The 19,769-nt window shown below is 69.7% G+C and carries 18 protein-coding genes; 11 read left to right on the forward strand and 7 right to left on the reverse strand.

Translation table 11 applies throughout. The features are described from left to right. Nucleotides 1–37 precede the first annotated feature (37 nt). From ACFZDK_RS01480 to ACFZDK_RS01490, 3 genes are all read right to left on the reverse strand, one after another. Complete coding sequence (locus ACFZDK_RS01480) at nt 38–637, reverse strand: phage tail protein (RefSeq protein ID WP_351487298.1); 600 nt, start codon at nt 635–637, stop codon at nt 38–40. A 116-nt stretch (nt 638–753) separates the two neighbouring features. Next, complete coding sequence (locus ACFZDK_RS01485) at nt 754–1,167, reverse strand: hypothetical protein (RefSeq protein WP_390968675.1); 414 nt, start codon at nt 1,165–1,167, stop codon at nt 754–756. Nucleotides 1,168–1,478: 311 nt separating this feature from the next. After that, the gene (locus ACFZDK_RS01490) at nt 1,479–1,934 is read right to left on the reverse strand and encodes a helix-turn-helix domain-containing protein (RefSeq protein ID WP_390968677.1); all 456 of its coding nucleotides are present in this window, start codon (nt 1,932–1,934) and stop codon (nt 1,479–1,481) included. Nucleotides 1,935–2,191: 257 nt separating this feature from the next. Between ACFZDK_RS01490 and ACFZDK_RS01495 the strand changes: the two genes are divergently transcribed. From ACFZDK_RS01495 to ACFZDK_RS01505, 3 genes are read left to right on the forward strand one after another with little or no spacing between them, the layout of a single operon-like run. Then, nucleotides 2,192–2,503 carry a WhiB family transcriptional regulator gene (locus tag ACFZDK_RS01495; protein WP_390968679.1) on the forward strand — a complete coding sequence of 104 codons (312 nt, stop codon included), beginning with the start codon at nt 2,192–2,194 and terminating at the stop codon, nt 2,501–2,503. Then, complete coding sequence (locus ACFZDK_RS01500; RefSeq protein ID WP_390968681.1) at nt 2,496–3,185, forward strand: hypothetical protein; 690 nt, start codon at nt 2,496–2,498, stop codon at nt 3,183–3,185. Before ACFZDK_RS01495 ends, ACFZDK_RS01500 begins: the two co-directional genes overlap by 8 nt. Continuing rightward, on the forward strand, nt 3,182–3,373 hold the full coding sequence (locus ACFZDK_RS01505; protein WP_390968682.1) for a hypothetical protein: 192 nt from the start codon (nt 3,182–3,184) through the stop codon (nt 3,371–3,373). The genes ACFZDK_RS01500 and ACFZDK_RS01505 overlap by 4 nt, the downstream gene beginning before the upstream one ends. Before the next feature lie 76 nt (nt 3,374–3,449). On the opposite strand, the gene ACFZDK_RS01510 is transcribed toward ACFZDK_RS01505, so the two are convergent. Beyond that, nucleotides 3,450–4,700 (reverse strand): hypothetical protein, encoded by a 1,251-nt coding sequence (locus ACFZDK_RS01510; RefSeq protein ID WP_390968684.1) that lies wholly within the window; start codon nt 4,698–4,700, stop codon nt 3,450–3,452. A gap of 525 nt (nt 4,701–5,225) precedes the next feature. On the opposite strand from ACFZDK_RS01510, the gene rpsL reads away from it, so the two are divergent. From rpsL to ACFZDK_RS01535, 5 genes are all read left to right on the forward strand, one after another. Then, nucleotides 5,226–5,597, forward strand: coding sequence for a 30S ribosomal protein S12 (gene rpsL, locus ACFZDK_RS01515; protein WP_003948652.1), 372 nt, complete (start codon nt 5,226–5,228; stop codon nt 5,595–5,597). Between the two features lie 2 nt (nt 5,598–5,599). Next, complete coding sequence (gene rpsG / locus ACFZDK_RS01520; RefSeq protein WP_005481264.1) at nt 5,600–6,070, forward strand: 30S ribosomal protein S7; 471 nt, start codon at nt 5,600–5,602, stop codon at nt 6,068–6,070. 39 nt (nt 6,071–6,109) lie between these two features. Then, nucleotides 6,110–8,236, forward strand: coding sequence for an elongation factor G (gene fusA / locus ACFZDK_RS01525; protein WP_355720010.1), 2,127 nt, complete (start codon nt 6,110–6,112; stop codon nt 8,234–8,236). Between the two features lie 184 nt (nt 8,237–8,420). Then, entirely contained in the window at nt 8,421–9,614 is a 1,194-nt protein-coding gene (gene tuf / locus ACFZDK_RS01530) for an elongation factor Tu (protein ID WP_390968687.1), read from the forward strand. Between the two features lie 171 nt (nt 9,615–9,785). Continuing rightward, on the forward strand, nt 9,786–12,809 hold the full coding sequence (locus ACFZDK_RS01535; RefSeq protein ID WP_390968689.1) for a glycosyl hydrolase 115 family protein: 3,024 nt from the start codon (nt 9,786–9,788) through the stop codon (nt 12,807–12,809). Nucleotides 12,810–12,900: 91 nt separating this feature from the next. Here the strand turns inward: ACFZDK_RS01535 and ACFZDK_RS01540 are convergent, their stop codons facing one another. After that, complete coding sequence (locus tag ACFZDK_RS01540) at nt 12,901–13,446, reverse strand: low molecular weight phosphatase family protein (protein ID WP_390968691.1); 546 nt, start codon at nt 13,444–13,446, stop codon at nt 12,901–12,903. Next, a complete protein-coding gene (locus ACFZDK_RS01545; protein WP_390968693.1) occupies nt 13,443–14,921 on the reverse strand; it encodes a polysaccharide biosynthesis tyrosine autokinase in 1,479 nt (492 codons plus the stop codon). Before ACFZDK_RS01545 ends, ACFZDK_RS01540 begins: the two co-directional genes overlap by 4 nt. A 282-nt stretch (nt 14,922–15,203) precedes the next feature. Here ACFZDK_RS01545 and ACFZDK_RS01550 point away from each other — a divergent pair, with 282 nt between their 5' ends. Both ACFZDK_RS01550 and ACFZDK_RS01555 read left to right on the forward strand, forming a co-directional pair. Then, nucleotides 15,204–15,602, forward strand: a complete 399-nt coding sequence (locus tag ACFZDK_RS01550; RefSeq protein WP_390968694.1) for a hypothetical protein — start codon at nt 15,204–15,206, stop codon at nt 15,600–15,602. A 70-nt stretch (nt 15,603–15,672) separates the two neighbouring features. Continuing rightward, nucleotides 15,673–17,517, forward strand: coding sequence for a DUF4012 domain-containing protein (locus ACFZDK_RS01555; protein ID WP_390968696.1), 1,845 nt, complete (start codon nt 15,673–15,675; stop codon nt 17,515–17,517). A gap of 4 nt (nt 17,518–17,521) precedes the next feature. Here ACFZDK_RS01555 and ACFZDK_RS01560 read toward each other — a convergent pair whose 3' ends face one another. After that, the gene (locus ACFZDK_RS01560) at nt 17,522–18,580 is read right to left on the reverse strand and encodes an NAD-dependent epimerase/dehydratase family protein (protein WP_390968698.1); all 1,059 of its coding nucleotides are present in this window, start codon (nt 18,578–18,580) and stop codon (nt 17,522–17,524) included. A gap of 121 nt (nt 18,581–18,701) precedes the next feature. Between ACFZDK_RS01560 and gmd the strand changes: the two genes are divergently transcribed. Next, nucleotides 18,702–19,715 carry a GDP-mannose 4,6-dehydratase gene (gmd, locus tag ACFZDK_RS01565; RefSeq protein WP_390968700.1) on the forward strand — a complete coding sequence of 338 codons (1,014 nt, stop codon included), beginning with the start codon at nt 18,702–18,704 and terminating at the stop codon, nt 19,713–19,715. The last annotated feature ends 54 nt before the right edge of the window (nt 19,716–19,769 follow it).

The raw sequence follows: 19,769 nt of genomic DNA on the forward strand, positions 1-19,769 counted from the left end.
GGGTGGGGCGGACCGGGGTCCGCCCCACCCCGGGGGGTCAGGACGCGGCGTACGCGGCGTCCTTCATCACGAAGCTGGCCAGCGCCGAGCCGTCGGCGGCGGCCATCGCCGTGTAGGTGATGCCGAGCTGGGCCGCCGACTTGCGGGCCAGCTTGATGTCGTCCGCCGCGGTGACCTGGCCGCGCGGGATGCCGAAGCGGTAGGTGACGGTGGTGCCGTCGCTCGCCCGGACATCCGTGAACTCCAGGCCGAGGGCACGCACGTCCGCGAACGGCCGGTCGGCGATGTCGTACTTGTAGACGCCGGTCGAACCGGTCACCGCGTCCACCGTGCCGCCGCCCATGAAGAAGGGCAGCGTGTCCTCGTTGAACTGCATCAGCGAGAACTTCAGGGTGAGGTCGCGGTCCGAGTACACGAAGTGCACCGGGCTGACGGCCTGCCACACGTCGACCGGCTCCAGCTTGTCCTTCTTGGAGAAGGTGACGCCGTCACCGGAGGTGAAGCCGAGGTTCTTCCAGCTGGCCCAGTCGGTGGCGGTGTCGGAGGAGAAGGTCGTCGGCACCTTGGTGTCGGCGGTGGCGACGTAGAGGCGGCCTACGCCGGCGATGCGGATCTCGGAGGAGTTGGTTCCTGCCATGGTGGTTTCCCCTTGATATGAGGTGGGTTGTTCGGGCGGGGTGCCGTACCCGGGGTGTCCGGGTACGACGAAGGCCCCGCCGGGGTGGCGGGGCCTTCGGTCTGTGGGGCCGACGGTCAGTAGACGTCGACGTACACCTTCATCACGGTGACGTAGCGGTTGGCCGCCGAGTAGAGGTAGTCGGGCAGCCAGCGCGGGCCGTCCTGTTCCTCGACCTCCGTGACGAGGTTCGTGCCGTAGCGGTTGTTCGCCATCGACAGCAGGATCTGGCGGGCGTCGTTGGCCAGGACGTGTGCGGCGTGCTTGGTCGGGCCGTACACCTCCAGCTCGATCAGCGGCTGGTCGACGTGGCGTTCGCCGACCCAGGCGCCGCCGCGGCGGTTCACGAAGACGGCGGCGGTGGTGCCGTCGAAGCCGGTCGGTGCCTGTACGGCGACGGTGGCGCCGGAGAGCCGTGCGTCGTCCTCCAGGACGTCGACGATCATCGCCTCGACGTCGGGGAACGAGGCGGGTGGGGTGGGTGTGGTCATGCGTCACCTCGGGGCAGCGGGTGGGATGCGTGCGGAGGGGGGCGGGGCGCCGGGCACAGCTCCGCCGCTGCAGCAACTGTGACAGGGAGCGTGCGCGCACGCAACTAAATCTGCGAGGTGATGGAGAGGAGAGAGGGGGAGGGGCCTGAGGTGGGGGGTTTACTGCGGGCGCGTTGTGGCTGGTCGCGCCCGCGCGGCGGTAGCCGCACATTCAATGCAGCCCCGCGCCCCTGGCGGGGCGCCCGCGCCCCCCGTGAAGAGCGCCCGTCGGCCCACGGGTCTCCTTGATGGCGCGTCCAACAAAAGGGCGTTCAGTCCGCGATCGTCGTTGCCGCGTCCACCGGCTCGTCGTGTGCGTCGTTGGGCAGGAACTGTTCCACCACCCGCACGAACATCTCCCGTCGGTCGGCCGGGACTCCCAGCAGGTCGGCGACCTCCTCCAATGTGGGCCGGCGGCCGAACTCCGCGCTCGGGGCCGGGGAGGCCGGGTAGTCGTGCGGGTCGGCCAGTTCCTCCGCCGTCAGGCGGCCGGAGCGGATGAGCATCTCGCGGACCTGGACGCCCAGTACGCGGGCGAGCCGGCGTGTGGTCTCCAGGTCCGGCATGCTCTGGCGCTGCAGCAGGCGTGTGACGGCGGCCCGGTGCACCCCCGCCTCGTCCGCTATCCGCGACTTGCCGCCGCCGCGTGGACTGTCGATGTCGTAGCCGCGGTCGCGCATCAGGTCTTCGACCCACGCGGCGAACGCGTCCAGATCCTGGCTGGTCATCTGAGGGCTCGCTTCCTTTGGAGGGCAGCAAGCTTAGCTTGCTTGCGCGCACAGAATTACGTGCTCTCGTGCAAGCACTGAGGAAAGTCCGTGCCATGCGGGGAGATTCGGTGGCTGTGTGCGCCCGAGTGATCCCGGTCCTTCCATGATCTACCGAAAGGGTCACTGGCATATTTGTTGCGAGCGCGCGCGCAATCTGTAAGTCTTGACGGCGCTCGCCTCACACCAGCCCCACCGGAGCCACATTGGGAGGCCCCATGTCCGTCACCGGCAGCTCATGCCCACCGCCCGCCTGGCAGGCCACGGCCGCCTGCGCCGGGCTCCCGCCCCGGGTTGTCTTCTCGAAGAAGGTGAAGGAGGCCGCCCCCGCCCTGCAGGCCTGCGCCCGCTGCCCGGTACGGCGCGACTGCGAGGAGACCGTCGCCCCCGCCGCCAACTGGTTCGACGGCGTCTGCGGGGGCCGCCTCTGGCGCCGGGGCCGCCCGGTCGAGATCCCCGCGCGTCTCCTCCCGGTCATGCAGGGCCCGGTCGTCCAGGGCGCCCTGCGCCGCGGAGGCTCCGTTGCCTGATCGCCGTACGACCCCCGCACACCCACCCTCCGAAGACCGCGCCGCCGACAACGCCGCTCTCTGGATCGGCCTGCTTCTCCAGCAGTTCCCCGAGCTGGCCGTCGAGCTCGCCCCCGGCCGCGGCGCCGCCCCGGGCCGGCCGGCCACGCCCGCCCCGCCGCCCGCGGACCTCGCCGACCGGCTCCGGGAGGAGCGCGCCGAGGCGCTGCTGCTCCGGCAGACTCAGGGACTCGTCGCCCCCGGTCACAGTGCCGCGCCGCTGCGGCTGCACATCTCCGACACCATCCGCGACATCACCGACGGCGTGGTCGAACTGGAGGAAGCAGTGCGGGACCGGCTCGGGCTGCCCCGCGTCCGCCGCGCCTCCGTGCCCGAGCGGCTGCGCCGGATCGTCGGCCTCCTCGACGGCATCGCCGCCGACCCCGTCCTCGCCGCCCACGTCCGGGACGAGACCCGCCGGATGGCCCGGCGCTGCGCCCGCGCCCTGGGCGACACCGAGACCGTGGTCCGCGTCTCCGGGCGCTGCCCCTGGTGCGACTCCGTCTCCCTGCGCGCCTTCCCGGACCGCGCCGCCGTCCTCTGCGTCAACCCGGCCTGCCGCTGCACCGCCCCGGACTGCGGCTGCCACGACGACCCGGCCTACCGGCACACCTGGGACGAGGGGGAGTGGAGCCACCGATGACGAGCCCGGGTTCGCCCACTCTCGTCCCCGGGCCGCTCGCCGCCCAGGAGGCCGGCGTCGCCCCGGCGACCATCAGGAAATGGGTCCAATTGGGCCACCTCGAGGCCGCCGGAAAGGCCGGCCGGGCCGCCCTCTTCCGCCTGGAGGACGTCTTCGCGGCGGAACGCGCGGCCGCCCGGCGGCCGTAGCCGATCCGGGCCCGGTTTCAGACCTGGATCCAGGTCCGGGCCCGGACCAGGGGCGGGGGCATCCCGGCCTCCGCCCCTAGGGGATTCCCAGCTCGAAGATCACGTAGTGCGCGTACCACCCGGACGCGATCGCCGCCGTCGAGAAGAACACCGCCAGGCTCGGCCACCTCAGCCGGCTCATCGCCGCCGCCGGGGCCAGGAGGAGGGGGAAGACGGGGAGCAGATAGCGCGGGGTGTTCCCGAACATCTGCTGGGTGCCGAGGACCGTCACGATCGAGGCGAGGGTGTACGCCGTGAGCACCAGCGGCGGCCGTTTCCGCAGCATCAGCGCGACCAGGAACGGCAGCGCCACCACCAGCTGCACGGCGATCAGGTCCGGGACGGAGAAGGCGAAGAGATAGTCGCCGCGCCCCACCGCCACGTTCCGCAGCACGTCCAGGGTGTACGCGCCGAAGTCGAAGTAGTGGGACCAGGCCTCGCGCTGCAGCGCGAAGTAGGCGCCGGGGCCGCCCATCGACCAGCCGACCCAGGCGATATAGGTGAGCAGGCCGAGCGGGGCCGCGATCGCCGCGTACAGCGGGGCGGCGACCCCGTGCTCGCGCCGGCTGTCCGGTCGTAGCAGCGTCACCAGGGCGGCCAGGCCCACCGCGCCGATCAGTACGGCCGCCGTCGGACGGCTCAGGCCGGACAGGAACGCGAGCAGGCCCGCGGTCACCCAGCGGCGCTTCATCACGGCGTGGCAGGTCCAGGCGGCGATGGCGACGAAGAGGGATTCCGTGTAGACCGCCCACTCGACGCCGGCGGCGGGGGCCACCGCCCACAGGCCTGCGGCGATGGCGCCGACGCGGGCGCCGGCGAGCGTCGAGATCACGGCGTGGATACCGGCCGCCGCGACGAAGGAGCACAGGACCGAGACGAGGACCGCGGCGCCGTAGAGGCCGAGGCCCGTCACCTCCGAGACCGCTCGGATCAGGCCCGGGAACAGGGGGAAGAACGCGACCGAGTTCTGTTCCGCCGTGAACTGGCCGCCGGGGGCGAGGGGCTGCAGGGGCTCGGGGTGGTAGCCCTTCTGCGCGACCTGGAGGTACCACCAGCCGTCCCAGGTGGACAGGACGTCCCACCAGTGGGCGCCGCCGCCGAAGCGGGGGTCTTTGCGGCGGAAGTCGCCGGCGTAGGTCAGCAGCCAGGCGAAGACCAGGAGACCGGTGAGCTTGGCGGCGCCGTAGAGGGCCAGGGGTGGGAGGTAGGGGCGGAGCGCCGGGGGGAGGCGGCGGGGGCGCGGCGGGGTTTCGGTGGTCGGCGCGGTGTTGCTCTGAGCTGTGCTCATGGCGGTGGGGCCCCCTGGAGAACGCCGGAGCGGCTGCCGCGCGTGGTCGTCGGGCGGCTGCGGGTTCGTTGTGGCTGGTCGCGCCCACGCGGCGGAGCCGCATGTTTATGCAGTCCCGCGCCCCTGAGGGCGCGTTCCAGCAACCGGCGATCGGAAGATCCGATCAGCGTCGCACAGGTGCCTGGCTGAACCCGTCAGTCCGCGCCGCACTCCGTTCGCGTGTCGTTCGTCTTCGTGGTATATCGGAAGGCCTCCCAAAACCGCAGCTCAGGTCCTCCGCAACCGGTCCCCCTCCTTTTGTTTTGACCGGAGTGAATGCGCTGGGTACGCTCAGACCTTGTGCCTGGGGTGTGCCCTGACCCTCGTGCGTGCCTTCAAACCGCACCTGAGCGATGAAGTGGCCACCGTGATCCGCGCCCCCTTCTGCCATCCGGCAGGAGTTCGCGGAATCCGACACACCCGACCGCGTGGGTCGGCGACGTTCCAGGTTAGCTTCACCATCGGCACACAGAAACCGGAGAAGTAGTGCCTACGATCCAGCAGCTGGTCCGCAAGGGCCGGCAGGACAAGGTCGAGAAGAACAAGACCCCCGCACTCGAGGGCTCCCCTCAGCGCCGGGGCGTCTGCACGCGTGTGTTCACGACCACCCCGAAGAAGCCGAACTCGGCCCTGCGTAAGGTCGCGCGTGTGCGTCTGACCAGCGGGATCGAGGTCACCGCTTACATTCCGGGTGAGGGACACAACCTGCAGGAGCACTCCATCGTGCTCGTGCGCGGCGGCCGTGTGAAGGACCTGCCCGGTGTTCGCTACAAGATCATCCGCGGCTCGCTCGACACCCAGGGTGTCAAGAACCGCAAGCAGGCCCGCAGCCGCTACGGCGCCAAGAAGGAGAAGTAAGAATGCCTCGTAAGGGCCCCGCCCCGAAGCGCCCGGTCATCATCGACCCGGTCTACGGTTCTCCTCTTGTCACCTCCCTGATCAACAAGGTGCTGCTGAACGGCAAGCGCTCCACCGCCGAGCGCATCGTGTACGGCGCCATGGAGGGCCTGCGCGAGAAGACCAGCAACGACCCGGTCATCACGCTGAAGCGCGCGCTGGAGAACATCAAGCCGACCCTCGAGGTCAAGTCCCGCCGTGTCGGTGGTGCGACGTACCAGGTTCCGATCGAGGTCAAGCCCGGTCGCGCCAACACCCTCGCGCTGCGCTGGCTCGTCGGCTACTCCCGCGCCCGTCGCGAGAAGACCATGACCGAGCGTCTGCTCAACGAGCTTCTCGACGCTTCGAACGGCCTCGGTGCGGCCGTCAAGAAGCGCGAGGACACGCACAAGATGGCCGAGTCCAACAAGGCCTTCGCGCACTACCGCTGGTAGTCGCTACCCCCATCGAGACCGAGAGAAGACCGAAGCCTTATGGCTACCACTTCACTTGACCTGGCCAAGGTCCGCAACATCGGGATCATGGCCCACATCGACGCGGGCAAGACGACCACCACCGAGCGGATCCTGTTCTACACCGGCGTTTCGTACAAGATCGGTGAGGTCCACGACGGCGCCGCCACCATGGACTGGATGGAGCAGGAGCAGGAGCGTGGCATCACGATCACCTCTGCTGCCACCACCTGTCACTGGCCGCTCGAAGACGTCGACCACACCATCAACATCATCGACACCCCGGGCCACGTCGACTTCACCGTCGAGGTGGAGCGCTCCCTGCGCGTGCTCGACGGTGCCGTGACGGTGTTCGACGGCGTCGCCGGTGTCGAGCCCCAGTCCGAGACGGTGTGGCGTCAGGCGGACCGCTACGGCGTGCCGCGTATCTGCTTCGTCAACAAGCTCGACCGGACCGGTGCCGAGTTCCACCGCTGCGTCGACATGATCAGCGGCCGCCTGGGCGCCACGCCGATCGTCATGCAGCTCCCGATCGGTGCCGAGGCCGACTTCAAGGGCGTCGTCGACCTGGTCACGATGAAGGCCTTCGTGTGGTCCGCCGAGGCGGAGAAGGGCGAGATGTACGACGTCGTCGACATCCCGGCCACCCACACCGAGGCTGCCGAGGAGTACCGCGGCAAGCTCGTCGAGACCGTCGCCGAGAACGACGACGAGATCATGGAGCTGTACCTGGAGGGCCAGGAGCCTTCCGTGGAGCAGCTGTACGCCGCGATCCGTCGCATCACCATCGCGTCCGGCAAGTCCGACGGCGTCACCGTCACCCCGGTGTTCTGCGGTACCGCGTTCAAGAACAAGGGCGTCCAGCCCCTGCTCGACGCGGTCGTTCGCTACCTGCCCTCCCCCCTGGACGTCGAGGCCATCGAAGGCCACGACGTGAAGGACCCGGAGGTCGTGGTCAAGCGCAAGCCGTCCGACGAGGAGCCGCTGTCCGCGCTGGCGTTCAAGATCATGAGCGACCCGCACCTCGGCAAGCTCACCTTCGTCCGGGTCTACTCGGGCCGCCTGGAGTCCGGCAGCGCTGTGCTGAACTCCGTCAAGGGCAAGAAGGAGCGCATCGGCAAGATCTACCGCATGCACGCGAACAAGCGTGAGGAGATCGAGTCGGTGGGCGCCGGCGACATCATCGCCGTCATGGGTCTGAAGCAGACCACGACCGGTGAGACGCTGTGCGACGACAAGCAGCCGGTGATCCTGGAGTCCATGGACTTCCCGGCGCCGGTCATCCAGGTCGCCATCGAGCCCAAGTCCAAGGGTGACCAGGAGAAGCTGGGTGTCGCCATCCAGCGTCTCGCGGAGGAGGACCCCTCCTTCCAGGTCCACTCGGACGAGGAGACCGGCCAGACCATCATCGGTGGTATGGGCGAGCTGCACCTCGAGGTGCTGGTCGACCGTATGCGCCGTGAGTTCCGGGTCGAGGCCAACGTCGGCAAGCCGCAGGTCGCGTACCGCGAGACGATCCGTCAGGCCGTCGACCGCGTCGACTACACCCACAAGAAGCAGACCGGTGGTACCGGTCAGTTCGCCAAGGTGCAGATCGCGATCGAGCCGATCGAGAGCGGCGACGCCTCGTACGAGTTCGTGAACAAGGTGACCGGTGGTCGTATCCCGAAGGAGTACATCCCTTCGGTCGACGCCGGTGCGCAGGAGGCCATGCAGTTCGGCATCCTCGCCGGTTACGAGATGACCGGTGTCCGCGTCACGCTCCTCGACGGTGGCTACCACGAGGTCGACTCCTCCGAGCTGGCCTTCAAGATCGCCGGTTCGCAGGCCTTCAAGGAGGCCGCGCGCAAGGCCAAGCCCGTGCTCCTCGAGCCGATGATGGCCGTCGAGGTCACCACGCCCGAGGACTACATGGGTGAGGTCATCGGCGACATCAACTCCCGCCGTGGCCAGATCCAGGCCATGGAGGAGCGGGCCGGTGCCCGCGTCGTGAAGGGCCTCGTGCCCCTCTCGGAGATGTTCGGTTACGTCGGCGACCTGCGCAGCAAGACGTCCGGCCGGGCCAGCTACTCCATGCAGTTCGACTCCTACGCCGAGGTTCCGCGGAACGTCGCCGAGGAGATCATCGCGAAGGCCAAGGGCGAGTAAGTACCGCGTTCCACGCGGCGCGCACACACGCCTTAGGCTTGACCCCGGAGCCTCACGGGTCGTTCCTCCGCATTCGCGGTGGAATGGCCCGGGGCCCGGGACCCAACAGCAAAGATCACCTGGCGCCGATCGCATCAAACCGATCGAATCAAGGCGTACAGAACCACTCCACAGGAGGACCCCAGTGGCGAAGGCGAAGTTCGAGCGGACTAAGCCGCACGTCAACATCGGCACCATCGGTCACATCGACCACGGTAAGACGACCCTCACGGCCGCCATTACCAAGGTGCTGCACGACGCGTACCCGGACCTGAACGAGGCGACCGCGTTCGACAACATCGACAAGGCGCCCGAGGAGCGTCAGCGCGGTATCACGATCTCCATCGCGCACGTCGAGTACCAGACGGAGACCCGTCACTACGCGCACGTCGACTGCCCCGGTCACGCGGACTACATCAAGAACATGATCACGGGTGCCGCGCAGATGGACGGCGCGATCCTGGTCGTGGCCGCCACCGACGGCCCGATGCCGCAGACCAAGGAGCACGTGCTCCTGGCCCGCCAGGTCGGCGTTCCGTACATCGTCGTCGCCCTGAACAAGGCCGACATGGTGGACGACGAGGAGATCATGGAGCTCGTCGAGCTCGAGGTCCGTGAGCTCCTCTCCGAGTACGAGTTCCCGGGCGACGACCTGCCGGTCGTCAAGGTCTCCGCGCTCAAGGCCCTTGAGGGCGACCCCGAGTGGACCCAGTCCGTCCTGGACCTGATGTCCGCCGTCGACGAGGCCATCCCGCAGCCCGAGCGTGACGTCGACAAGCCGTTCCTGATGCCGATCGAGGACGTCTTCACGATCACCGGTCGTGGCACCGTCGTCACCGGTCGTATCGAGCGTGGTGTCCTCAAGGTCAACGAGACCGTCGACATCATCGGCATCAAGACCGAGAAGACCACCACCACGGTCACCGGCATCGAGATGTTCCGCAAGCTGCTCGACGAGGGCCAGGCCGGTGAGAACGTCGGTCTGCTGCTCCGCGGCATCAAGCGCGAGGACGTCGAGCGCGGCCAGGTCATCATCAAGCCGGGCTCGGTCACCCCGCACACCGAGTTCGAGGCGCAGGCCTACATCCTGTCCAAGGACGAGGGTGGCCGCCACACGCCGTTCTTCAACAACTACCGTCCGCAGTTCTACTTCCGTACCACGGACGTGACCGGCGTCGTGACCCTCCCCGAGGGCACCGAGATGGTCATGCCGGGCGACAACACTGAGATGAAGGTCGAGCTCATCCAGCCCATCGCCATGGAAGAGGGCCTGAAGTTCGCCATCCGTGAGGGTGGCCGCACGGTCGGCGCCGGCCAGGTCACCAAGATCAACAAGTGATCTCGGCCCGCAAGGGCTGACCAGGCAGGTCTGAAGGGGCCCGTACGACTCCGGTCGTACGGGTCCCTTTGCCGTTCGAAACTATTCGGCGCGTACGACCCCTGGTTCGCACGGGCCGCCCCCTCCACCATTTGTCATGCCGCTGACCAAATTCGGATGGAGGGGTGAGTCATGTCCGTGCGTCGAAGGACTGTCCTGGGTGCGGGGCTCGCCGCCGTGCCCGTGCTGTCGTCGGGCGTGGCGTGGGCCGAGGACGACAGCGCACCGCGGGTGACCGACCCCGGCGCCTGCATCTCCTTCACCGGCGGGGCGTTCTCGCTGGTCGGCGCCCCGGTGGTGGTGAGCGACGAGGACCACCCCGGAGTCGTGCGGGTGGCGGGCGACCTCCGCGACGACCTCGAACGGGTGACAGGCGTCCGGCCGGGCTCGACGATCGCCCGGCGCGTGGTGCTGGTCGGCACGATCGGCCGCAGCCCGCTGATCGACGGCCTGGTGGCGTCGGGCAGGCTGGACGTGACAGGGGTGCGGGGGAAGTGGGAGACCTCGCTCCAGACGGTCGTCGACCACCCGCTGCCCGGCGTCGACCGCGCGTTCGTCATCGCGGGCAGCGACCCGCGCGGCACGATCTTCGGGGCCTACGACGTCTCGTACGGCATCGGGGTCTCCCCCTGGTACTGGTGGGACGACGTGCCGCCGGTCCGCCGCGACCGGGTGTGGGTGCTGCCGGGCCGCCACACGCAGGGCACCCCGGCCGTGAAGTACCGGGGCTTCTTCATCAACGACGAGAACCCGGCGCTGGGGACCTGGGCGCCGGCGTACTTCGGCCCGGGGAAGGCGCCGGGCTACCCGGGCGGCTTCAACGCGGACTTCTACGCCCGTGTCTTCGAGCTGCTCCTGCGGCTGAAGGGCAACTACCTCTGGCCGGCGGTGTGGGGGCGGGCGTTCGCGGAGGACGACCCGGAGAACCACCGGCGGGCCGCCGCCTACGGCGTTGTCATGGGCACGTCTCACGAGGCCCCGATGATGCGCGGGATCGAGGAGTGGAACCGCCACGCGGGCGCCGGCACCGACCCTTACGGGGGAACCGGCGAGTGGTCCTACCGCCGCAACGCAAAGGCGATCCGGGCCTACTGGCGGGCCGGCATCCAGCGCATGGCCGACCAGGGCTTCGAGGGCGTGGTCACCCTCGGCATGCGCGGCAACGGGGACACGAGTCTCCCCGACGGCGACGGCATCGAACTCATGCAGGAGATCATCGCGGCCCAGCGGCAGATCATAGAGGAGGTGACGGGGCGACCGGCCGCCGAGACTCCGCAGGTGTGGACCCTCTACAAGGAGGTCCAGCGCTACTGGGACCGCGGCCTGCGCGCCCCGGACGACGTGACCGTGGTCCTCACGGACGACAACTGGGGCAACATCCGCAAGCACCCCTCCCCGGCGGAGCCGCGCGGCGGCGGATACGGCCTCTACTACCACTTCGACTACGTGGGCGCCGGCCGCAACTACAAGTGGGTCGACACCGCGAACCTCCGCAACGTCTGGGACCAGCTCCACCAGGCGCACGCCTACGGCAACCACGGCCTGTGGGTGGCCAACGTGGGGGACCTGAAGGGGAACGAGCTGCCGGCCGAGTTCTTCCTGAACTACGCCTGGAGTCCTGAGCGTTGGAGCTTCGACCGGTTGGGAGAGTGGGAGCGGAGGTACGCGAGGCAGAACTTCGGCGCGGCCGTGGCCGAGGAAGTCGCCGAAGTGCTGGCCGACTACGGCCGGCTGCAGGCGCGCCGCAAACCGGAGCTGCTGAACCGCCGGATCACGCTCGCGGACGACGGCCAGGTGCTGTACGACGACCGGCAGACGCCCTTCTACTTCGGCCACGGTGAGCTGGAGCGGGTCACGGAGGAGTGGCGGGAGCTGGGAAGACGGGCGGCGCGGATCGCCCGCCGGCTGCCGGCGGCCGCACAGGACGCGTGGTTCGAACTGGTCGGGTACGGGGTGACGGCGACCGCGAACCTGTACGCACTGCGGGCGGCCGAGTTCACCAACCTGCTGTACGCACGGCAGGGCAGAGCCGCGACGAACTCCCTGGCCGCGCAGGCGGAGCAGGCCCTGGACCGGGACTTCGCCCTGGCCGACCGCTTCAACTCGCAGGTGGCGGACGGCAAATGGCAGGGCTTCCAGACCCAGCCGCACATCGACTACGGGGACGTGGACCGCTACGGCCCCAACGCGCCCTGGCAGCAGCCGGAGAAGGACAACGTGGCCCTGCCGGACGTCCTCTTCCCGGCCGTACGGCGGATCGAGGTGCCGGAGGCGGCGGGGCTGGGGGTGTCGGTGGACGGCGAAGAGGACGTCCCGGGCGCGTCCGCGCGTACCTTGCCGCCGTTCAGCCCCTACCAGACCCGCCCGCGCCAGTACGTCGAGGTGTACAACCGGGGCCGTACGCCCTTCGACTACCGGGTGGAGGCGTCGGTGCCGTGGCTGGTGGTGGACCGGCCACGGGGGCGGGTGGCGCAGCAGGTGCGGGTGGAGGTGCGGGTGGACTGGTCGCGGGCACCGGGTGGACGGTCCTCCGGGGCGCTGACGGTGAGCGGGGCGGGGGAGTCGGTGACGGTGACCTGTGTCGCCGAGAATCCGTCCGCGCGGGGGCTGCGGGGTTTCGTCGAGGCGGGCGGCTATGTGGCGATCGACGCGGAGCACTACGACCGTGCGGTGGGGGAGTGGCGCCGGCTGGAGGGGATCGGCCGGACCGGGGCGGGGATGACGGCATGGCCGGTGACCGGGGGCTGGATCCCGGATGCCCGGCCCCGGCTGGAGTACGAGGTGAGCCTGCTGTCGGCCGGTGAGGTGACGGTGTGGGCCCACCTGTCCCCGCGGAATCCGACGCTGGGCTCCGGCGGTCTGCACTACGCGATGTCCTTCGACGACGACGAGCCGCAGTCGGTGGACATCACCGCGGGCGCGGACGACGGCCTGCTGAACACGGTCTGGGCCCGGAACACGTCCGACAACGTGAACAGGTCGGCGACGAGGCACATGATCGCCTCCGCCGGGGTCCACCGTCTGAAGTTCTGGGCGGTGGACCCCACGGTGGTGGCGCAGCGGCTGGTGATCGACACGGGCGGCCTGACAGCGACGTATCTGGGGCCGCTGGAGAGCCGGCGGATCCGCACGTCACCCCCTGGTACGGCCAGGTAGGCGTCATCGGCACCAGGCCGACCGGTGGGGCGGTCGTCGGTGAGGCGCCTGAGGCGGGAGGATCCACTGCCTGCCTCGCGTGCCCCGGCGCTCAGGTCCACAACTGGACCAGTCGGCCCACCACCCTGTCGATCTCCAGGGCGCACGCGCGCAGCTCCCTCGGAGACCCGCTCCAAGGGTCCGCGATGTCGTCCTCGGCCGGGGGGACGGGCGAGACGGCCCCCCGGCGTGCGGTCGCGGCCGCGAGCACGGCGCCGAAACCGCGGGTACCCCTCGCTCCCGTCTCCCCGTCCCCGTCCGCGAGCCGTACGAACTCCTTCAGGGTGAAGCAGCGCCGCATCGCCGACGGCGCGAGGCGCACGGCCGCCTCCCGGTGCTCCCGCGCCAGTCCCAGCACCAGTGCCGCGTCGTCCACGAGCCGCGCGGTGAGCGGACGCGACGCGAAGCCGGAGCCGTCACCGCCGAACTCCGCCAGCACCGCCCTGACCGAGTCCTCCAGGGGGGAGCGGTGCCACGCCTGGGTGCCGGCGCTCTCCGGCAGCAGGGCCGAGCCGGGCGGCAGCCGGGCCGCCAGCAGCCGTTCGGCGAGGACCGAGCGCTGCACATTGGCCGTGCAGACGAACAGGATGCGGGTCATCCCTCATCTCTCGCGGGCGTCTTCGCCGGCGCGGCCGCCTCCCTCCGCGGAGCCGAGGCGCGGGGCGCAGGCAACTCGCGGTGAGGTCCGTATCCGTAGACTCCGTACCGTCCGTAGCGGCCCCCCTTGGGCGTGGGGGCCATGCTGAAGACGGTGCCCAGGACACGGACGCCGACGCGCTCCAGCGATTGCGTGGCGCTGCGCACCTGGTCCCGGGTGGTCTTCCCGGCGCGGACGACGAACAGCGCGCCCTGGGCGAGCGAGGCGAGTCCGACCGTGTCGGCGACCGGCAGCAGCGGAGCGGTGTCGACGATCACGACCTCGTAGGCGGCCGTCAGGGCGCGCAGCACCTCCTCCATGCGCGCCGAGGCGAGCAGTTCCGTGGGGTTCGGCGGTACGGCACCGCTGGCCAGCACGGACAGGCCGCCGCCGACCTGTTGCATGACGTCCTCGATCCGGGCCTGCCCGATGAGCACCGTGGTGAGGCCGGCGCCCTGCACCAGGCCGAAGGCGGCGGCCACGCAGGGACGACGCAGGTCACCGTCCACCAGGCAGGTGGAGACCCCTGCCTCGGCGAGCGACAGGGCGAGGTTGATCGCGATGTCGGTCTTACCCTCACTGGGCACCGAGCTGGTCACCATGATGATCCGCGGCGGGGCGTCGACCTGCGAGAACTGCAGGTTGGTACGCAGCTTGCGAAAGGCCTCGGCGCGCCTGGAGTGCCCTTCGGCACTGACGAGCGGCTGCTTGGGGGTGTTCTTGTCGTAGGGGATGGAGGCGAGCGGCGGCAGCGCGGTGAACTCGCCGAGCGTCTCGCTCGCCTTGAAGGTCGTGTCGAGGGTCTCGCGCAGGGCGACGACCCCGGCACCGAGCAGCAGCCCGCCGAGCACGCCCGCGGCCAGGTTCAGCAACGGGCGGGGCGAGATCGGGGCTACGGGCGCGACGGCCTCCTGGGTGACGCCCAGGGACACGGGCGAGACGGGTGTGTCCTCGCGTGACTGCTTCTTCCCGGCCCTCGCCGAACCCGCCAGGGGCCGAGGGGTCTCAAGCCGCTCGACGACCGAGCCGAACTGCTTCGCCACGGCGTTGGCGATGCGCGCCGCCCGCCCGGGCGCGGTGTCCTGGACGGTGATGTCGATGAGCACGGTGTTGAGCGGGGCACGGGCGGTGATCCGAGAGGCCAGCTCCTCCGGTGTGGTGCGCAGCTTCAGCTCCTTGACCACGTGCTCGGTGACCTGACGGGTGGTCACGATGGCCGCGTACGACTGGACACGCGCCTGGGAGAACGTCTGGCCCTCGTTCAGCTGGGCGGTGTCCTCTCCGCTGCGGGTGGCGACGAAGAGCTGGGTCCTCGCCTCGTAGACCGGGGTGCTCAGGTTCGTCGCGGCGATGGCCGCCCCGACCGTGAGAACCAGACAGACCACGACGGTTGGCCAGCGTCTGGCAAGAGCCTTCAGGAATCCGTGGAAATCCAAGCTGCACCCCTCATAGAGCCGAGGGAACGGCCCGAATCACGGCGATTTGTTCCCTTCGTGTGCAGCCGACCATAGGGACTCGGGCGCTTCGAGTGACGGAGCCACCCCCGTTTCGCCACGCCCGGAGGTGAGGACTCCCCCATCCGGTGACTCCTGGCGGCACTCGGCGAGGCGCTATCCGTATGTCCCGTTTATTTCATGTATCCAGGTTCCGGTAGCCAGATCAGGTCGACGGCCGACGTCGCGATCTGGCCCGGACCGAAGCCAAGGAGTGCGCAGAACATGATGACATCGCCCAGATGGCGCGCTGCTCTCGCGGCAGCGGCATCGGCCCTCGTGCTCGCCGCGGTACCGCTGGTGGGGGCGCCACCTGCCCAGGCGTACGGGGGGTGCCACGTGTACCCGCCGGTGACGCCGAAACTCACCCTCAGCCGCACTGTGGTGCCCGCCGGAGGCAAGCTGGCCTTTCGCGGCACGTGTTTCGCGCCGTTCCAGCGGGTCGTCGCGGAACTGCACTCGCACGAGGTGGTCCTGGGCACGTTCAGGGCGAACGCGCACGGGGTCGTCGAGGGCACTGTGATCATTCCCCGCAAGACCAAGCCGGGATATCACATCTTCGAACTGGAGGCCAGCAAGCCCTTCCTGGAGCTGTCCGCCCGTATCAAGGTGGTGCGTGCGTGAGCACGAGCGGGACCGTGAAGGACCCCGGCGACCCGGCCGGCGCGACCACAGTGTGCCGGCGCCGTAGTTCATGACGCAGCTCGACCGCCGTACCGCGGCACCATGGCGTCTCGGCCCCGTCCGGGACGCCGTCCGCCCGTCCGGGGCCGTCCGCCGTCGCCGTTGGGGGTATGTCCTCCTGGTCGTCGTGGCGCTCCTGCTGACCGGCGCGGCCTGGATCATGGTCACCGGGCTCCTCGCCCGTTCGGAGTTGCTCGCGGCCCAGCGGGACCTCGAGACGGTGCGGCAGTCCTTCGCGGCCACGCCGGCGCAGGGCTCGGCCGGGGCACGGCGGCGGGCAGTGCGTTCCGCGGCCGACCACGCGGCGCGGGCGCACCGCCTCACCACCGGGCCGGCCTGGTACTGCGCCGCCCAGCTGCCCTTCGTCGGGGACCCGGTCAGGACCGTGCGGGGTGCCGCGTACGCGGCGGAGCGGCTGTCCGTCGGTGTGCTGACCCCGCTGGACCGTGCCCTGCCGGACTCCGCGCAGGATCGCCCCGGCACCGGGATCTCCGGGGTGCTCGTGTCCCTGCGGCGGCACACGCCGGACGTCGTCCGCGCCGCAGACGTAGCAACCCGGGTCCGGGCCGACGTGCACGGATTGCCACGTTCCAGCTGGCTGCCGCCGGCCGACCGGGCCCGTGCCGTGCTCGAGGGGCAACTCGACCGCCTCGCACCGGTGATGACCGACGCCTCCGTGGCGGCCCGCGTCCTGCCGTCCATGCTCGGCGTCCAGGGTGAACGGCGTTACTTCGTCGCGTTCCAGAACATCGCCGAAGCGCGCGGCACCGGGGGCCTGCCGGGGGCCTTCGCCGTCCTGCGGGCCGAACGGGGCCGGCTGTCCTTCGAGCGTTTCGGCAGCAACACGGAGATGGAGACCGTGCAGCCGCACGTCGGCCTGGGAGCCGAATTCGACGCCCGCTATCAGGGCAGCGATCCCACCCACGTATGGGCCAACTCCAACATGAGCCCGCACTTCCCCTACGCGGCCCGCATCTGGGCCGCCGCGTGGCGCGAGCACACCGGTGAGCGCGTGGACGGGGTGATCGCCCTCGACCCGGTCGCTCTGGGCCGTTTCCTGCGGGTCACCGGCCCGGCCCACATGGCCGACGGCACCCTGCTCACCGCGGACAACGTCGTGGACCTCACCGAACGGGCCAGCTACGCGCTCTACGACGACGTCACCAGGCGCAAGGCGTTCTTCATCGACACGGCCCGCGCAGCCGCCGGTCCCTTGATCGGCGCGGCTGACGACGCGCGCCGCCTGCCGGCCCTGGTCGTCGCCGCGAACGCCGTCCAGCGGGAAGGCCGACTGAGGGTGTGGAGCGCCCATCCGCAGGAGCAACGGCTCCTGGAGTCCCGCCCCTACGCGGGCACCCTCCCGGACACCCCCGGCCCCTTCGCGGGCCTGCTGGTGAACAACGCGGCCGGCTCGAAACTGGACTACTACCTCGACCGTGGCATGGTCTGGGAGGCGGACGGCTGTTCCGGCGGCGACCGCCGGGTCACCGTCACCGCGACCCTGGCCAACCGGGCCCCGGCCGCCGGCCTGCCCGGTTACGTCACGCTACGGGAGGACCGCCCTGCCTACCTCACCCGCCCGGGAGACAACCGGCTGCTGGTGTCGTACTACGCCGGGGCGGACGCCGGGCTCACCGATGCCACCCTCGACGGCCGCCCGGTGCAGTTGGAGGCCGGCGTCGAACGCGGCCACTCCGTGTTCACGCTGGACCTGGAGTTGCCCGCGGGGGCCCGCCGCACGCTGGTCCTGCACCTGCTCGAACCCCATGCGAACGGTGTCCCCACCCTGTTGCAGCAGCCCCTGACGACACCCCTGCGGGTGACGCTGAAGCCAGGGGCCGCCTGCGGAGGATGAGCGGCTATGGGTCACGGTGCCCGGCCGCCGGGACGGCTGAGTTTCGCATGGCACGGCGACCGAGACCGCCTCTCGCGGAGGCCGCACCCGTCGAGGTGTACCAGGCATAGGTGGCATGGATCCCGTCGTGCAACGGGATCTCGGGCTTCCAGCCCAGCGCGGTGATCCGTGAGATGTCCAGAACCTTGCGCGGTGTCCCGTCCGGCTGCGAGGGGTCCCACTCGACCTTTCCCCGGTACCCGGTGATGGACGCCACCGTTTCGGCGAGTTCCCGGATGGTCAGGTCCTCTCCGGTGCCCACGTTGACGGGCAGGCCGCCGTCGTACCGTTCGAGGAGGACGAGACAGGCCCGGGCCAGGTCGTCCACGTGCAGGAACTCGCGGTGCGGTGTGCCGGTTCCCCAGTTCACGACCTTCGGCGCCCGCTGGACGCGTGCCTCGTGAAAGCGCCTGATCAGCGACGGAAGTACGTGCGAGCGCTCGGGGTGGAAGTCGTCACCGGGGCCGTACAGGTTCGTCGGCATGGCACAGATCCACGGCAGACCGTGCTGCTTGCGCACGGCACGGACCTGCATGATGCCGGCGATCTTGGCAATCGCGTAGGCCTCGTTGGTCTCTTCCAGGGGCCCGGTCAGCAGGGCCTCCTCCCGCAGGGGCTGGGCGGCTTCCCGGGGGTAGATGCAACTGGAGCCCAGGAACAGCAATCGCTCCACACCGTGGCGCAACGCGGCGTCCATGACGTTCACCTGGATCCGGAGATTGTCGGAGATGAAGTCCGTGGGCCAGGTCGCGTTGGCCTTGATCCCTCCCACCCGCGCCGCGGCCAGGACCACCACGCGCGGCCGGTTGACGGAGAACCAGTCGAGGACGGCAGACCGGTTCCTCAGTTCCAGTTCCCTGGAGTCGGGTCCGAGCAGGCCGGTGAATCCTTCCGCGCTCAGATGTCGCCACACCGCGGAGCCCACGAGTCCTCTTCGGCCGGCGACAAGGATCCGGTCCGAGCGGCGAAGCGGTCGGTGCTTGATGACGGCTGATGCCCCGTCAGTGCTCACATTCACGGGCATGCGCTCCTGTCACCAGTACTTGACGTAGCAATTCGGGCACAGTGCAACAATAATCGAGAATCCGCTACAAATTGCCTACTCTGACACCGGATCCAGAGGCTACGCTCAGTGGGGAGCGCGTGTGGCAGTCAAGAAGGCCCTTGTCACCGGTATCACCGGCCAGGACGGCTCCTATCTGGGGGAGTTGCTGCTGGAAAAGGGATACGAGGTCCACGGCACCTCCCGTCGCGCGCCGGATCTCACGCGCCGAAGCGACGGCCGGCCTGTGGGAGACCGGAGTACGGAGCACCGCCTACGGGTGCACTACGGCGATCTGAGCGACGGTTCGCGGCTGGCTGCTCTGCTGGAGCAGGTGCAGCCGGACGAGATCTACCATCTCGCGGCGCAGTCCCATGTGCGGGTGTCGTTCGACGAGCCGGAGTTCACCGGCAACACCACCGGTCTGGGCACCGTCAGGCTGCTGGAGGCTGTCAGGATCACCGGTCTGCCGTGCCGTTTCTACCAGGCTTCCAGTTCGGAGATGTTCGGCGCCGCGCCGCCGCCCCAGCACGAGGGCACGCCTTTCCATCCCCGTTCTCCCTATGGGGTCGCCAAGGTCTACGCGTACTGGGCGACCCGTAACTACCGTGAGGCCTATGGCATGTATGCCGTCAACGGGATCCTCTTCAACCACGAATCGCCCCGGCGTGGTCCCACGTTCGTCACCCGCAAGATCGCGACGGCCGCCGCCCGTGTCAAGGCCGGTCTGCAGGACTCGCTCTACCTGGGCAATCTCGAGGCCCGGCGTGACTGGGGTTATGCCCGTGAGTACGTCGAGGCCATGTGGCTGATGCTGCAGCAGGAGCAGCCCGACGACTACGTCATCGCCACCGGTACCAGCCACAGTGTCCGCGACTTCGCGGAGCACTGTTTCGCCCATGTCGGCCTGGACTGGCGTGATCATGTCCGCTTCGACGAACGCTATCTGCGTCCCTCGGAGGTGGACGACCTGGTCGGCGACGGCTCCAAGGCCCACCGGATCCTCGGCTGGAAACCCTCCACCCACGCCCCCGAACTCGCACGCCTCATGGTCGACGCCGAACTCGAGTCCCTGAATTCCGTGGGCGGGGCATCCGCGAGGCGGGTGGTCGGCTGACCTGATCCGTTCGGCTGGACACATGACCCCGAAAAGGGCCGCCTGTCCAAAAGC

Origin of the sequence: Streptomyces sp. NPDC007901, assembly GCF_042959465.1 — a bacterium.
Taxonomy (GTDB): Bacteria; Actinomycetota; Actinomycetes; order Streptomycetales; family Streptomycetaceae; genus Streptomyces.

What these genes read in the sequence shown, in the direction of transcription:
- ACFZDK_RS01490 (WP_390968677.1), bottom strand. Translation starts at nt 1,934, where the DNA reads ATGACCAGCCAGGATCTGGACGCGTTCGCCGCGTGGGTCGAAGACCTG.
- fusA (WP_355720010.1), top strand. Translation starts at nt 6,110, where the DNA reads ATGGCTACCACTTCACTTGACCTGGCCAAGGTCCGCAACATCGGGATC.
- ACFZDK_RS01535 (WP_390968689.1), top strand. Translation starts at nt 9,786, where the DNA reads ATGTCCGTGCGTCGAAGGACTGTCCTGGGTGCGGGGCTCGCCGCCGTG.
- rpsG (WP_005481264.1), top strand. Translation starts at nt 5,600, where the DNA reads ATGCCTCGTAAGGGCCCCGCCCCGAAGCGCCCGGTCATCATCGACCCG.
- ACFZDK_RS01555 (WP_390968696.1), top strand. Translation starts at nt 15,673, where the DNA reads ATGACGCAGCTCGACCGCCGTACCGCGGCACCATGGCGTCTCGGCCCC.
- ACFZDK_RS01480 (WP_351487298.1), bottom strand. Translation starts at nt 637, where the DNA reads ATGGCAGGAACCAACTCCTCCGAGATCCGCATCGCCGGCGTAGGCCGC.
- ACFZDK_RS01505 (WP_390968682.1), top strand. Translation starts at nt 3,182, where the DNA reads ATGACGAGCCCGGGTTCGCCCACTCTCGTCCCCGGGCCGCTCGCCGCC.
- ACFZDK_RS01550 (WP_390968694.1), top strand. Translation starts at nt 15,204, where the DNA reads ATGATGACATCGCCCAGATGGCGCGCTGCTCTCGCGGCAGCGGCATCG.
- ACFZDK_RS01485 (WP_390968675.1), bottom strand. Translation starts at nt 1,167, where the DNA reads ATGACCACACCCACCCCACCCGCCTCGTTCCCCGACGTCGAGGCGATG.
- ACFZDK_RS01510 (WP_390968684.1), bottom strand. Translation starts at nt 4,700, where the DNA reads ATGAGCACAGCTCAGAGCAACACCGCGCCGACCACCGAAACCCCGCCG.
- ACFZDK_RS01495 (WP_390968679.1), top strand. Translation starts at nt 2,192, where the DNA reads ATGTCCGTCACCGGCAGCTCATGCCCACCGCCCGCCTGGCAGGCCACG.
- ACFZDK_RS01560 (WP_390968698.1), bottom strand. Translation starts at nt 18,580, where the DNA reads ATGCCCGTGAATGTGAGCACTGACGGGGCATCAGCCGTCATCAAGCAC.
- ACFZDK_RS01540 (WP_390968691.1), bottom strand. Translation starts at nt 13,446, where the DNA reads ATGACCCGCATCCTGTTCGTCTGCACGGCCAATGTGCAGCGCTCGGTC.